This window comes from Devosia sp. GW821-FHT12F11 (assembly GCF_058806655.1).
This window is the reverse complement of sequence record NZ_JBXAPX010000003.1, coordinates 312,218-325,356: the sequence shown is the minus strand read 5'-3', so window position 1 is coordinate 325,356 and position 13,139 is coordinate 312,218. Positions and strand designations below refer to the sequence as shown.

The window sequence follows — 13,139 nt, the reverse complement described above, 5'->3', positions numbered from 1 at the left end:
GAACCCCTCATCCGGCCTTCGGCCACCTTCTCCCACAAGGGGAGAAGGCACCGCCTCCATCGCCAGTGGCTCGCCGTGTGTCTTTGCCTGCTCCAAGGGGAGGGGAGACAATCCCCGCGGCCATGATGCCGCCTTGACCCGGTCACCCCCGATCGGGATATTGCGCGCCGAGGGCGAGTTGGAGCAGCGTTTAGACCATGACGGTTCAGGCCGTTTGGCGTGGCCTCGTCCGCGTCATCCTATCTATCGCGGTGTTGATGCCGTCGCTCGCCTCGGCGCAGCCCGCCCCGCCGGCCATGGCCGGCCCGACGCTGCAGGCGATCCGTGACCGCGGCCATCTGATCTGCGCCACCGCTGACCCGCTGCCGGGCTTTGCTCAGCCCGGCGCCGATGGCCGCTGGACCGGCTTCGATGTCGATTTCTGCCGTGCCGTCGCGGTTGCCGTGTTCAACGACGCCAGCAAGATGGAGTTCGTGCCGCTCTCGGGCGACAGCCGCTTCGCCCAGTTGCAGACCGGCAGCATCGACCTCATTGCCCGCAACGCCCCCTGGACCATGCGCCGCGACACCGGCTACGGCGCCAGCTACGTTGCCACCTCGTTCTATGACGGGCAGGCAATCATGGTGCCGCAGTCGCTCGGCGTCGTCTCGGCCTATGAGCTCGACGATGTCCGTGTCTGCATCGTCGATGCGCCCGAGGGGTTGGCCAACCTGCGTGAGTTCTTCTTCGGCACCCAGGCAACCTATACCGAGGTGCTGTACGAGGACCGCGAGGACCTGACCGTCGCCTACCGCGAGGGCCGCTGCAATGCCGTCTCCGCCTCGGCTAGCTTCCTCAACGCCATGCGCCGCAGCCTGCCGGAGCCGGCGACCCATCGCATCCTGCCCGAGCGTATCTCCAAGGACGCCTTCGGCCCGGTGATCCGCTCCGGCGATGACCAGTGGTTCGATATCGTCGAATGGACCCTGTTCGCGCTCATCGATGCAGAAGAGGCTGGCGTCACGTCGCTCAATATCGGCTCGCTTGCCGCCGCCAAGACCCACCGCATCCGCCGCCTGCTCGGCCTCGAAGGCACCTTCGGCCCCAGCATCGGGCTCGACCCACTGTTCATTGCCAATGTCATCAAGGCTGTCGGCAATTACGGCGAGATCTTCGAGCGAAACTTCGGCCCGGCCACCGGCGCCGCCGTGGTCCGCGGCCAGAACGCGCTGTGGATCAACGGCGGCCTGATCTGGGCCCCGCCGATCGAGTGAGGGGCGCCGGGCCGCGCCTCTACCCGAAAACCACCGACACCCGGCGGTTGATCGCACCTTTCTTCTCGATCTTGCCGAGCCGCAGCGGGCCGATCTCGCTGGTGTTCCTGACATGCGTGCCGCCGCAGGGCTGCAGGTCGACGTCGCCGATCCGGACCAACCGTACCCGGCCCTGGCCCATCGGCGGCTTGACGTTCATCGATTTGATCAGTCCGGGATTGGCCTCGAGCGCCGCGTCGGTGATCCACTCGGCCGAGACCGGCAGCGCCGCCTCGACCAGGTCGTTGAGCTTCCGCTCGACCTCGGCAGCGTCGGGTACATCGGGCAGGTTGAAATCCACCCGCCCCTTGTCCTCGCCCACCGAAGCACCGGTGATCGGGTAGGGGAGGACCACGGTCACCAGGTGCAGCGCCGTGTGCATGCGCATCAGCTTGTGCCGGCGCTCCCAGTCGAGATGCGCGATCACCTCATCGCCAACCGCCAGCGGTGCCTGGCCCTCAGCCGGCAGGTGCACGATTACCGTCTTGTCGCCATCGGGGTGGATGGTGCCCCCGAGGCTGACGAAGCTGCCATCGGCCCGTTCCAGCCGCCCGGTATCGCCCGGCTGACCGCCCGACGTCGCATAAAAGATCGTCCGGTCCAGCACGATCCCGCCCTCGGGGGTGATCGCTGTGACCAGCGTCGGCAGCGAGCGGACATAGCTGTCCTCTCGAAAGATGAATTCAGTCACGCAACAGGCTCCGCCTCAACGACTGACTGCCAGTCTATGGGCGTCCTCTCTTCAAGCCAATGCGGCACCGGCAGGTTCTTTGAACGCAGGAACTCGGGGTTGAACAGCTTGCTCTGATAGCGATTGCCATAGTCGGCGAGGATGGTGACGATGGTTTTGCCCGGCCCAAGGTCGCTCGCCAGTCGAACTGCCCCCGCGATGTTGATGCCGGACGAACCGCCGAGGCAGAGCCCCTCGTGCTCGAGCAGGTCGAACACGTAGGGCAGGGCCTCGCTGTCGGGGATCTGGTAGGCGCGATCCACCACGATATCCTTAAGGTTCGCGGTGATGCGCCCCTGGCCGATCCCCTCGGTGATCGAGTTGCCCGAACTCTTGAGCTCGCCGGTGGTGTAGTAGCTGTAGAGCGCTGCGCCCTCGGGGTCGGCGAGGCCGATCTGGATGTCCGGGTTCCTGGCCTTCAGGGCCATCGAGATGCCGCCGAGCGTACCGCCCGAGCCGACGGCCGAAACGAAGCCGTCGATCTTGCCGCCGGTCTGCTCCCAGATTTCGGGGCCGGTGGTCTCGATATGGGCCTGGCGGTTCGCGGTATTGTCGAACTGGTTGGCCCAGATCGCCCCGCCAGGCAATTCCTTGGCCAGCTTCTCGGCCAGGCGGCCGCTCAGCTTCACGTAGTTGTTCGGGTTCTTGTAGGGTTTTGCGGGGACCTGGATCAGTTCGGCGCCGAGCAGCGTCAGCGCGTCCTTCTTTTCCTGGCTCTGCGTCTCGGGGATCACGATCACCGATTTGTAGCCCAGCGCATTGGCGACCATCGAAAGCCCGATGCCGGTATTGCCGGCGGTACCTTCGACGATCGTCCCGCCCGGCCGCAGCAGCCCGCGCTTCTCGGCGTCGCGGATGATGAACAGCGCGGCGCGATCCTTCACCGACTGCCCCGGGTTCAGGAACTCCGCCTTGCCCCAAATCTCGCAACCCGTCGCGTCGGACACGCGGTTGAGCCGGATCAGGGGCGTGTTGCCGATGGCAGAGATAACGTCGCGGTGGTTGGTCATGGGGCCGGGAGGTGGGCTGTGGAGGTTGGCCTGAACCTAGGCGGCAGCCTCTCCACTGCCAAGGCTTAAGCGGCGGAATGGTATGGGATTTTCCGGCTCGCGGGAGAAAGGGCAGGATTTCGCGCAGTCATCTGGATTGACGGAATTTCGGACCTTGCCCACCGAGGCGCTAGAGCGCCTTGAACGCCTCCAGGGCCCTCTCGCGCGAAACGGACAGGTCGACGATCGGCGCGGGGTAATCGAGCGCTGCAGCATCCGGCGTCTCCCACGGGCGGTGCACCAGCTTGTCCGGCAACCCGGCTACCTCGGGGACCCAGCGCCGCACATAGTCGCCGGTCGGATCGAACCGTTCGCCCTGCGTCACCGGGTTGAATATCCGGAAGTAGGGCGAGGCATCGAGCCCGCTGCCTGCCACCCATTGCCAGTTGCCGGGGTTGTTCGCCGGGTCGGCGTCGACCAGCGTGTCCCAGAACCATTGCTCGCCCCTCCGCCAGTCGATCAGCAGGTTCTTGGCGAGGAGCGACGCGGTGAGCATCCGCACCCGGTTGTGCATCACCCCGGTTTCCCAGAGCTCACGCATCCCGGCATCGATGATCGGGATGCCGGTTCGTCCACGCTGCCAGGCTTCGAGCGCCGCATCGTCATGCCGCCATCTGAGCCCCGCATACTTCCCGACCATCGGCACCGTGGCGATGTCTTCCCGATAATAGAGCTGATTGTAGTTGAAGTCCCGCCAGGCGAGTTCGGAGAGGAACTTGTCGATTGCCGAAGCCTTGGCCGGCGCATGCTGGGCTATCGCCTGCGCCGCGTGCCAGACCTGCCGTGGGCTGATCTCGCCAAACGCCAGATGCGCCGACAGTCCCGACGTCGCCGCCTTCCTGGGGATATCGCGATCCTCAGGGTAGTCGAGCACCAGCTCGTCGAGAAACCGGTCGAGCCGCTGGCGCGCTGCCGTCTCGCCGATCTGCCAGTGCTTGCCGAGCTTCCGGCCCCAGTCCGCCTCGCGAAAGGCGCTGTCGACGCGCTGCGGCTGGATCGCGTCGCGGTGGTGGGGCCGAGGCAGCGGCTTGGCAATGTCCCGCTTTTTCAGCGCGTTCCAGAACGGGGTATAGACCGAGTAGGGCTTGCCGCTGCCGGTCGCCAGTTCGAACGGCTCGACCAGCACATTGGCGGCAAAGCTCTCGGTTTCGATGCCCTGGCGCTTCAGCCTGGCCTTGATGCCGGCATCGATCTCCCGCTCCGCCGGTCCATAACGACGGTTCCAGTACACCGCGTCGGCGCCATGCGCGCCGATCGTCTTGAAAAGTTCTGTCTCGGCCTCACCTTCGACCGTATCCAGCGGTATGCCCAGCTGCGCCAGCTCCCCCGCCAGCCGGTTGAGGCTGTTATGCAACCACCACCGGCTCGCAGCGCCGCGCCGCCGCAGCCCGCCATCGGTCGCTTCGATGTGGATGGCGCGCGCCCGGCCGTGCTTCAGTGCCGCGTGCAAAGCCGGGTTGTCGACGATCCGCAGGTCGTTTCGAAGCCAGACGAGTGCCGTTCCGGTCATGGAATAGATTTTCCTTTGCTCGGTATCCCCGACGCAGCCGTTCTTGTCATGACGATCATGCGACAAGCTCCACCTTTACAACGCCAGATACGCGCAAACGGGCGGAATAGTTGACGTTTTTGGTAGTCTAGTGGCGCTTGCCGCCCTTGTTGTGAGCGCGTATTTCACTGCCGTTGAAACATGGTTCCCCAGCGCCAATGAGTTCCGTCGGCCCGCGTGGCCTCAGCCACCTGAAGTCTCTCGAGTCCGAGAGCATCGAAATCTTCCGCGAAGTTGCGGCAAGCTTCGAGCGCCCGGTGATGATGTATTCCATCGGCAAGGATTCGTCGGTGCTGCTGCATCTGGCGCGCAAGGCCTTCTTCCCTAGTCGCATCCCGTTCCCTCTGCTCCACATCGACACGACGTGGAAGTTCAGGGAGATGATCTCGTTCCGCGACCGCATGGCAAGGGAACACGGCTTCGAGCTTCTGGTTCACACCAATCCTGAAGGGCTGGCCGCCAACGTCAACCCGTTCGACCACGGCTCGTCGCGTTACACCGACATCATGAAAACGCAGGCGTTGCGCCAGGCGCTCAACGCCGGCGGCTACGATGCGGCAATCGGCGGCGCCCGTCGCGACGAGGAGAAATCCCGCGCCAAGGAGCGCATCTTCTCGCACCGCAACGCCCAGCATGCCTGGGATCCCAAGAACCAGCGCCCCGAGCTCTGGCGCATCTTCAACACCCGGTTGGCCCCCGGTGAGAGCATGCGCGTCTTTCCGCTGTCGAACTGGACCGAACTCGACATCTGGACCTACATCTATTCCGAGGGCATCGAGATCCCGCCGCTCTACTTCGCCCGGCCCCGCCCGGTGGTCGAGCGCGCCGGCACCCTGATCATGGTCGATGACGAGCGCTACCGGCTCGAGCCCGGCGAGCAACCGCAGGAGGAAATGGTCCGCTTCCGCACCCTCGGCTGCTACCCGCTCACCGGCGCTATCCGCTCCGACGCGGCCGACCTACCGTCGATCATCATGGAAATGCAGGCATCCCGCACCTCCGAGCGCGAGGGCCGGCTGATCGACAGCGACCAGGCCGGTTCGATGGAAAAGAAGAAGCAGGAAGGGTACTTCTGATGGCCAGCGTACCCATGACCGCGCCCTCAGCCGAAACCGCGCTCGATCTCTGGCTCGCCGGACAGACCGACAAGGGCCTGCTGCGCTTCCTCACTTGCGGCTCGGTGGACGACGGCAAGTCGACGCTGATCGGCCGGCTGCTCTACGACAGCCAACTGATCCTCGATGATCAGCTCGCCAGCCTCCGCAAGGAGAGCCGCAACCGCACCACCGGCGACGAAGGCATCGATTTCTCGCTGCTGGTCGATGGGCTCACCGCCGAGCGCGAGCAGGGCATCACCATCGACGTCGCTTATCGGTTCTTTTCGACCGACAAGCGCAAGTTCATCGTCGCCGATACGCCCGGCCACGAGCAGTACACCCGCAATATGGCGACCGGCGCCTCGAACGCCGATCTGGGCATCGTGCTGATCGACGCCCGCAAGGGTGTGCTGACACAAACCCGCCGCCACAGCTTCATCCTGAGCCTGATCGGCGTGAAGCACGTCGTGCTGGCGGTCAACAAGATCGATCTCGTCGGCTACGATGCGGACGTATTCAACGCCATCGAGGCGGAGTACCGCGCCTTCGCCAAAGATCTTGGCTTCGAGACGCTTGTCGCCATCCCGCTCTCGGCGCTGAAGGGCGACAACATCCTTGACCCCAGCCCGCAGACGCCCTGGTACAATGGCCCGCAACTGGTGCCGTACCTCGAGAGCATCGAGGTCGCGACCGATCGCGTCACCCAGCCGTTCCGCTTCCCGGTGCAGTGGGTGAACCGCCCGAACCTCGATTTTCGCGGTTTCTCCGGCACGCTGGCTTCCGGCGAGGTGAAGGTCGGCGACGACATCCTGGTCGCCGCCTCCCGCAAACCCGCCAAGATCGGCCGCATCGTCACCATGGATGGCGACCAGCAGCGCGCCATTGCCGGCGAGGCGGTGACGCTGGTGCTCGATCGAGAGGTCGATATCTCGCGCGGCGACGTGCTGGTGCACCCCGGCGAGACGCCGGATTACTCCAACCAGTTCCAGGCGCGCCTGGTCTGGATGAGCGACGAGCAGGCCATCCCCGGCCGTTCCTACCTGCTCAAGCTCGGCGCCCAGCAGGTGCCGGCCTCGATCACCGCCCTGAAGTTCAGAACCAACGTCAACACGCTCGAGCAATCGGCTGCAAAGACTCTGGAATTGAACGAAGTCGGCACCGTCACCATCGCCACCGACAAGCCGATTGCCTTCGACAGCTACAGCGACAATCCGCTCTCGGGCAGCTTCATCCTGATCGACCGCATCAGCAACGCCACGCTGGGCGCCGGGGTGATCGAGTACGGCCTGCAGCGCGCCAAGAACCTGAGCTACCAGTCGTTCGACGTGAACCGCAGGGTCCGCGCCGAGATGAAGGGCCAGACGCCGCAGATCGTCTGGTTCACCGGCCTCTCGGGCTCCGGCAAGTCGACGGTCGCCAACCTGATCGAGAAGCGCCTCACCTCCGAAGGCCGGCACGCCTACATCCTTGATGGCGACAATGTCCGCCACGGCCTCAACAAGGATCTCGGCTTCACCGACGAGGCCCGCGTCGAAAACATCCGGCGGGTCGCCGAAGTGGCACGGCTGATGGCCGATGCCGGGCTGATCGTCATCGTCTCGTTCATCTCGCCGTTCCGCAACGAACGCCGCCTGGCGCGCGAAGTGGCAGGCGACGTGAAGTTCACCGAGGTGTTCGTCAACACCCCGCTCGAGGTGTGCGAAGCCCGCGATCCCAAGGGCCTCTACGCCAAGGCGCGCCGCGGCGAGATCAAGAACTTCACCGGCATTTCAAGCCCCTACGAGGCGCCCGAGAAGCCCGACATCGTGCTGCACGGCGCGCTGCAGGACCCGGTGCAGATGGCCGATGACCTCTATGCCCGCGTCTTCGAGTGGGACACCGGCTATTCGATCTAGAACGTCCCTGGGAAAGCGGATTAGGCCAAGGACGCGGAGCGTTTTCGCGCTTCATTGAAGCGAGCAGCGGGGTGTTGCGGTTCGAATACGTGACCTCACCACCAACTCGGTGGGGAGATGCTGGTGCGCGCATCGTACCACCACACTTCCTGTGAACACCTCGCCATCGGCTGGCGCCGCCCTCCGATCGATGCGACAATGCCGGTCGGGTTGATTGGCTAGTATCTCATGCGCAACGCGTTCCGGCTCCTGTTGTGGCTGCTGCTCCTGTGGGCATCGACCGCTGCCGCGTACGCGTCCTTCGATGATTCGAAGCTCTGGTTCGAACGCCTGAGCGACGAGGAGCGCTCGGCAACGCAGACCGACCTGATCCTGCTCGGCCACTATCAGTACCTGGTCGACGGCCAGTTCGGCCGCGGTACCTTCGACGCCATTGCCGCGTTCCAGAAGAGCCAGGGCAGGGCGACGACCGGCGTTCTCACCGATTTCGAACGTCGCTCGCTGCGCGATCTTGCCGGGCAGGTGGACAGCAAGTTCGGCATCGAGCTGGTCAGCGACACACCGGCGCATGTCGCCATGATGATCCCGCTGCGGCTGCTCTCGATCCGCAACCCGACCGACGCCGGAACCTCCTATGTCAGCGAGGATGGCGAGTTTTCGCTCGAGACCATGCATGTCTCGCTCGCCGACCAGTCGTTCGAGGCGCTGTTCGACGTGATGACCAGCCCCGATCCGGAGCGCACCGTCACCTATCGCAGTTTTGGGGCAGGGCGGTTCGTCGTCTCTGGCCAGATCGGCGACTATTCGTTCTATACCATGTTCGTCAGCGCTGCCGGCGAGGCGGTCGGCTACTCGCTCGCCTGGGGCAAGGACTACGCCCATGAGGGCGCGGTCACCTCCGTCTACATTGCCTCGCACTTCACCCCGCTCGGCAACCTGCCGCCGCCTGATGAACTGAAGAAGGCCGCGGGCACTGGCGGTGCACCGCCGCGCGGTGCCTTCAGCCTGCCCGAGGATCAGCCGGACCTGATCGTCCTCAATGCCGATATCACCGACCAGACCCCGGCGGAGTTCGATCGCGCGCTGGCGGCCCGGCCGGAGGTCCGGGTCGTGGCGCTCAACAGCCCGGGCGGCTCGGTCGATTCGGCGCTGAAGATGGCCTACGAGATCCGCAAGCGCGGGCTGACCACGTTCGTGCCGCGCGACATGGGCTGCTACTCGGCCTGTGCCTATATCTTCTTCGCCGGTGTCGATCGGCAGGCCGAGGGTGAGCTCGGCGTGCACCAGATCTCGGCCGAGGTTGCCGACCTGGTGCTGGCGCAGACCACGCTGGGCGATGTACTCGATGCGCTCGAGGCATTCGGCGTCCACCAGCAGGTCATCTCGCACATGCTGCGCACGCCACCCGACGACATGTACGTGTTCAGCACGGCTGAACTGACCGAATTCGGTATCCTGAATGGCGATCCGCTGAACATCACAGTGGCCCTTGAACAGCCACAGGAGGCGCCGGGCAGCAGTGGCGCGGCGATCGTGCACCTGTCGAGCCAGTCCGACGCAGCCGAGGCCGAGCGGTCGCGGGCCTATGTCGAGGGCCGCTGGAGCACGCTGTTCGGCGAGGCCAAGCCCGAGGTCGAGACCGCCGGCAACGTCTATCGCGTCCAGCTGCCGACCCCCTCGCTCGAACGCGCCAACGCCATCTGCGCCGCCATCAAGGCCGACGGCGGCGGTTGTTACGTGACGGCAGCGGGAAGCTGATGCCGACGGTGAAGGTTCGAACAAGCCTCTCGGCCGAAAGGCCGAGGGGCAACTGCGTGTGCAATCGGCTGCCGTGACTGATCACTTAGTGAACGAAGCGCGGGGCACCGGGGGCCGGCTTGCCGCCGGGCACCACGATGATCGCCAGCAGGGCGGTCACGCCGGCGACAATGGCCGAAAGTGTCAGGGCGTCAACAAAGCCGCCGGCAACCGCCGGGGCGGCAAGGCTGGCCGCCGCGACCGCAGCGAGGATGGCCGCGCCCATTGCTCCCCCCAACTCGTGGAACGTGTTGACGAGACCGGAGACGACGCCGGTTTCGTTCGGACCGGCATGGGCCATCGCTGTCGTTGTCGCGCTGACGAACACCATGCCCAGGCCGAGCGCGGTCGTCGCCACCGCGACGATCAGCAGCATGGGCGAGCCGAGTGCGGTCGTCGCGAACGCCAACGACGCGGCGGCGGCGAAGAGACCGATAACGGCGACGGTGCGACCGCCGAGGTGGCCGACGGCATGGCCAGCAAGGTGGGCGCCGATGATGGTCGCGACCGCGACAGGCAGGAAGCCGAGGCCGGTATCGAGGGCGGTCCAGCCGAAGCGGCTTTGCAGCGCGAACGAGAGCAGGAAGAAGGAGCCGACGAGGAGGCCGGTCGCGACCAGCATTAGCAGCGCTCCGGCCTGGATCGGCCGGCGGGCCAATAGCTGCAGATCAACCAGGGGCTTGGCGGCGAAGCTCTCGACCACTGCAAAGAGGCCAAGGATGATTACCGCGGCGCCGATGAACAGTAACCCATTGCCGGCGGAGCCGATCTGGGCGATGCCGATGATGAAACTCGCGGTGCCGAGCGTGGCGAGGATCGCGCCGATCACGTCGAACTTGCCGTCGCCAAGTCCGCGGCTGGCTGGCACGACCAGCGGTACCGCCACGGCAACGAGGATGCCGATTGGCACGTTGACGAAGAAGATCCAGCGCCAGCCCGGACCGGCCGTGAGGAGGCCGCCGAGCAGCACGCCAACCGCAGCGCCGGAGCCGCCGATGGCGCCCCAGACCGCAAGGGCGCGATGTCGCGAGTGGCCGGTGAACAGGCGGGTCACAATCGAGAGTGCGGAGGGTGACAGGAAGGCAGCGCCGACACCCTGAGCCGCGCGGGCGGCGAGCAGCATGGTCGCGTCGGTGGCGAAGCCCGCAGCGAAGGAGGCAAGGGTGAAAACGACCAGGCCAGCCATGAAGATGCGCCGCGAGCCGAGGAGGTCCGCAGATCGACCGCCCAGCAGCATCAGCCCGGCGAACGGGATGGCATAAGCGGCGATGGTCCAGGCGGCGGAAGTTGCAGAAAGGCCGATATCGCGGCTGAGATCGGGCAGTGCGACATTGATGACGGTGATATCGAGAATCAGCATGAACTGGGCGAGGCAGAGCAAAGCCAAGGCGAACCAGCGGCCGGGCACGGGGGCGTCTTCGGGTGCGGCGGGGTGGTGGGCTTGGGCGGATGGGTGATGGTTCATGGACGTTCCTAACATGAACATGTATGTTTGAGTTGGCGATTGAACATATACATCTGTGTTTGAGTTAGTAAAGGGCTGATGATGCCGACGACCGACGGTGAACGCGCCAGGCGCTCTGATGCGCTGCGCAACCGAGACGCGATCATGGATGCGACGTTGGCGTGTCTTGCGCTCAACCCCTCCGCGAGCATGGCCGAGATCGCCCAGGCGGCCGGCGTTGGCAGGGTGACGCTCTACGGACACTTTTCCTCGCGCGAGGAACTGATCGACGCGGTGTTCGAGCGCACGATGGCCAAGGCCGAGGCGGAGTTGTCGGCGGTCGATCTCGACGGCGACGCCCGACGGGCGATGCGGCGGCTCGTCCGCAGTTCGTGGCGTATCGTGGCGGCATCGCATGCGCTGCTGGGAGCCGCGGAGGCGGCTCTGTCGTCCGAACGCATCCGCAGCCATCACCATCAGCCGATGGCCCGCGTCGCCGCGTTGATCGCAAGGGGGCAGGCAGAGGGGAGTTTTCGCACCGATCAGCCGATCGAGTGGCTGACCGCCTGTTTCCACACGATCCTGCACGCCGGGGCGACCGAGGTTCGGGCCGGTCGCCTGACCGAGACGACGGCGGCCGAGATCATTCCCGACACCGTGACTGCGCTGCTCAGTCCACCGCGCTGACGGTCGAACTGACCGGAGTGCGGGCCGCGCTTTGGCTCAGGCCTTGCCGGATGCGGTTTCCTCAACCACCACTGGCCGCCATCAAGGCCGACGGTGGCGGCTGCTACGTGACCAGCGCAGGCGGCTGGGCCGTGCGGCCGGTGGCAATGGCCGACTATCTGGTCGTGCTAAGCCGCTCCAGAGCTTCAGTGAAGCCATTGGAACTCAACACAAACCTCACCGGCTTGCCGGTTGTGGTGGGGACGACGATGGCGGAGATCTTCGCCGCAGTATCGAGCTTGCTCAGGTAATCCGGCGCAAGGATCGCTTGAACGACGCACTTGCCGGCGCCGCATTGGGCGAATGGCACGGTCCGAAGCTTGCCGTCTCCGATATCGAGGGTCAGGCCGCGATCGGTTGCGACATCGGCGGGCGTGCGCCAGGTGGCATGGACGACGCCCTCGGCATCACGCCACACCGTCCACGCGAACACTATCCCTTTGGACTCTTTGGCGGAAAGCTGCTGCTCCATGTAGCAGGCAGTCCCGGCATCGGCCGGACAGATCACGAACCAGTCCTTGATCTGCTCGACCTTAGGGCTCGCGGCAACAGGAGCGGTGCCCTGCGCAGTCGGCGGGCTAGCTGAGGGCGTCGGGTCAGTCGCCGTGGCCGGAGTGGCGTCTACAGCCGCAACAGTTGGAAGCGATTGCCTCCACAGGAGGTAGCCAACGGCGGCCCCGACGACGAGCACCAAGGCAAAGGTGATCGAGAGGAGCCATGCAAGCCAAGGGCGTTTTCGACGTGGCGGGTGATTGTCGATCACATGGCGGCGCGGAAGTTCCTCGCTGTCCGGATCGTCCTCGAACTGTGGCTCGACTCGCGATAACCGCGGCATTGGCAACCGGTCCTTCGCCTTCAGGTCGCGCGTCGCCCCGCGCCATTGCGTTCGCGCCCGGCAGTTATGGGCCGCATCACTTCAGCTTCTCATAGACCGCTGTGAACCCGACCAGTGACATCTCCAGGGTCACTGACTGCTTGCTCATGCTCTGGAACACGATGTTGAGCTTCTGCCCGTTTTGCATCGCGGTGAGCGTCTCGGGTGAAACTGCGCCGCTGCCATAGCAGCCGCTACGGTCGCAGGTTTGCAGTTCCAGTTGCTGCGACGCTGCTCCGTCGATGTTGAACCCGATCCCCGCCCCCAGATAGATGCCCAGCGGCACTGAAACCTGCAGGCTGGGCGCGGCTCCGTCGGGCGGAAAGCGCAACGAAGCGGTGCCCACCACCTGGCGGTTGCTGCCAACGAAGGCGCGCACGATCATCGTGCAATCGGCGCCCGACGCGCGGGCATCGGAAACGCAGCGACCGCTCCACTGCGCGGTCGGCGCCGGTGCCGTATCGGCCTCGCCACCGAGAACCGGCTCCTGCGCCGAGGCCGGAGCCGCAGCAAAACTCATTCCGACGGCCACGATATACAGAAAACTGCGCAGTCCCATCTGCGTTCCCTCGTTTCCACGCCCCTGGCACGCAGGATGTACAGAATGACGATGAAAGCGCAAGTCCGGTATTACCAAAACGTCGTCTAAGTCTTTGAGATATACTGTAATCAGCGACTTTTCTATC

11 protein-coding genes are annotated in these 13,139 nt (G+C 65.2%); 5 read left to right on the top strand and 6 right to left on the bottom strand.

Annotation, left to right across the window (positions count from 1 at the left end; translation table 11 throughout):
• Positions 1 to 197 precede the first annotated feature (197 nt).
• Entirely contained in the window at positions 198 to 1,253 is a 1,056-nt protein-coding gene (locus AC1ROK_RS11585; RefSeq protein ID WP_492846947.1) for an amino acid ABC transporter substrate-binding protein, read from the top strand.
• 19 nt (positions 1,254 to 1,272) lie between these two features.
• Here AC1ROK_RS11585 and AC1ROK_RS11580 read toward each other — a convergent pair whose 3' ends face one another.
• The 3 genes from AC1ROK_RS11580 to AC1ROK_RS11570 form a co-directional block, all read right to left on the bottom strand.
• A complete protein-coding gene (locus tag AC1ROK_RS11580) occupies positions 1,273 to 1,983 on the bottom strand; it encodes an alanyl-tRNA editing protein (RefSeq protein ID WP_492846945.1) in 711 nt (236 codons plus the stop codon).
• On the bottom strand, positions 1,980 to 3,032 hold the full coding sequence (locus AC1ROK_RS11575; RefSeq protein WP_492846943.1) for a cysteine synthase A: 1,053 nt from the start codon (positions 3,030 to 3,032) through the stop codon (positions 1,980 to 1,982). Before AC1ROK_RS11575 ends, AC1ROK_RS11580 begins: the two co-directional genes overlap by 4 nt.
• A gap of 169 nt (positions 3,033 to 3,201) precedes the next feature.
• Positions 3,202 to 4,581, bottom strand: a complete 1,380-nt coding sequence (locus AC1ROK_RS11570) for a cryptochrome/photolyase family protein (protein WP_492846941.1) — start codon at positions 4,579 to 4,581, stop codon at positions 3,202 to 3,204.
• 197 nt (positions 4,582 to 4,778) lie between these two features.
• Here AC1ROK_RS11570 and cysD point away from each other — a divergent pair, with 197 nt between their 5' ends.
• The 3 genes from cysD to AC1ROK_RS11555 all read left to right on the top strand — a co-directional run bounded on the left by cysD (position 4,779) and on the right by AC1ROK_RS11555 (position 9,370).
• Entirely contained in the window at positions 4,779 to 5,696 is a 918-nt protein-coding gene (cysD, locus tag AC1ROK_RS11565) for a sulfate adenylyltransferase subunit CysD (protein WP_492846939.1), read from the top strand.
• Positions 5,696 to 7,612: a sulfate adenylyltransferase subunit CysN gene (cysN, locus tag AC1ROK_RS11560; RefSeq protein WP_492846937.1), complete on the top strand. Its 1,917-nt coding sequence runs from the start codon at positions 5,696 to 5,698 to the stop codon at positions 7,610 to 7,612. Before cysD ends, cysN begins: the two co-directional genes overlap by 1 nt.
• Positions 7,613 to 7,840: 228 nt before the next feature.
• Complete coding sequence (locus AC1ROK_RS11555) at positions 7,841 to 9,370, top strand: peptidoglycan-binding protein (RefSeq protein WP_492846936.1); 1,530 nt, start codon at positions 7,841 to 7,843, stop codon at positions 9,368 to 9,370.
• A gap of 85 nt (positions 9,371 to 9,455) precedes the next feature.
• Here the strand turns inward: AC1ROK_RS11555 and AC1ROK_RS11550 are convergent, their stop codons facing one another.
• Positions 9,456 to 10,874 carry an MFS transporter gene (locus tag AC1ROK_RS11550; RefSeq protein WP_492846934.1) on the bottom strand — a complete coding sequence of 473 codons (1,419 nt, stop codon included), beginning with the start codon at positions 10,872 to 10,874 and terminating at the stop codon, positions 9,456 to 9,458.
• A 78-nt stretch (positions 10,875 to 10,952) separates the two neighbouring features.
• On the opposite strand from AC1ROK_RS11550, the gene AC1ROK_RS11545 reads away from it, so the two are divergent.
• Complete coding sequence (locus tag AC1ROK_RS11545) at positions 10,953 to 11,540, top strand: TetR/AcrR family transcriptional regulator (protein WP_492846932.1); 588 nt, start codon at positions 10,953 to 10,955, stop codon at positions 11,538 to 11,540.
• 154 nt (positions 11,541 to 11,694) lie between these two features.
• Here AC1ROK_RS11545 and AC1ROK_RS11540 read toward each other — a convergent pair whose 3' ends face one another.
• Together AC1ROK_RS11540 and AC1ROK_RS11535 are read right to left on the bottom strand one after the other, a co-directional pair.
• A complete protein-coding gene (locus tag AC1ROK_RS11540) occupies positions 11,695 to 12,414 on the bottom strand; it encodes an invasion associated locus B family protein (protein ID WP_492846930.1) in 720 nt (239 codons plus the stop codon).
• A gap of 76 nt (positions 12,415 to 12,490) precedes the next feature.
• On the bottom strand, positions 12,491 to 13,012 hold the full coding sequence (locus tag AC1ROK_RS11535; protein ID WP_492846928.1) for an invasion associated locus B family protein: 522 nt from the start codon (positions 13,010 to 13,012) through the stop codon (positions 12,491 to 12,493).
• Between the last annotated feature and the right edge of the window lie 127 nt (positions 13,013 to 13,139).

Excerpts from the sequence above, each read along its gene's own strand:
- AC1ROK_RS11585 (WP_492846947.1), top strand. The coding sequence starts at position 198 with ATGACGGTTCAGGCCGTTTGGCGTGGCCTCGTCCGCGTCATCCTATCT.
- AC1ROK_RS11575 (WP_492846943.1), bottom strand. The coding sequence starts at position 3,032 with ATGACCAACCACCGCGACGTTATCTCTGCCATCGGCAACACGCCCCTG.
- AC1ROK_RS11570 (WP_492846941.1), bottom strand. The coding sequence starts at position 4,581 with ATGACCGGAACGGCACTCGTCTGGCTTCGAAACGACCTGCGGATCGTC.
- cysD (WP_492846939.1), top strand. The coding sequence starts at position 4,779 with ATGAGTTCCGTCGGCCCGCGTGGCCTCAGCCACCTGAAGTCTCTCGAG.
- cysN (WP_492846937.1), top strand. The coding sequence starts at position 5,696 with ATGGCCAGCGTACCCATGACCGCGCCCTCAGCCGAAACCGCGCTCGAT.
- AC1ROK_RS11555 (WP_492846936.1), top strand. The coding sequence starts at position 7,841 with ATGCGCAACGCGTTCCGGCTCCTGTTGTGGCTGCTGCTCCTGTGGGCA.
- AC1ROK_RS11550 (WP_492846934.1), bottom strand. The coding sequence starts at position 10,874 with ATGAACCATCACCCATCCGCCCAAGCCCACCACCCCGCCGCACCCGAA.
- AC1ROK_RS11545 (WP_492846932.1), top strand. The coding sequence starts at position 10,953 with ATGATGCCGACGACCGACGGTGAACGCGCCAGGCGCTCTGATGCGCTG.
- AC1ROK_RS11540 (WP_492846930.1), bottom strand. The coding sequence starts at position 12,414 with ATGCCGCGGTTATCGCGAGTCGAGCCACAGTTCGAGGACGATCCGGAC.
- AC1ROK_RS11535 (WP_492846928.1), bottom strand. The coding sequence starts at position 13,012 with ATGGGACTGCGCAGTTTTCTGTATATCGTGGCCGTCGGAATGAGTTTT.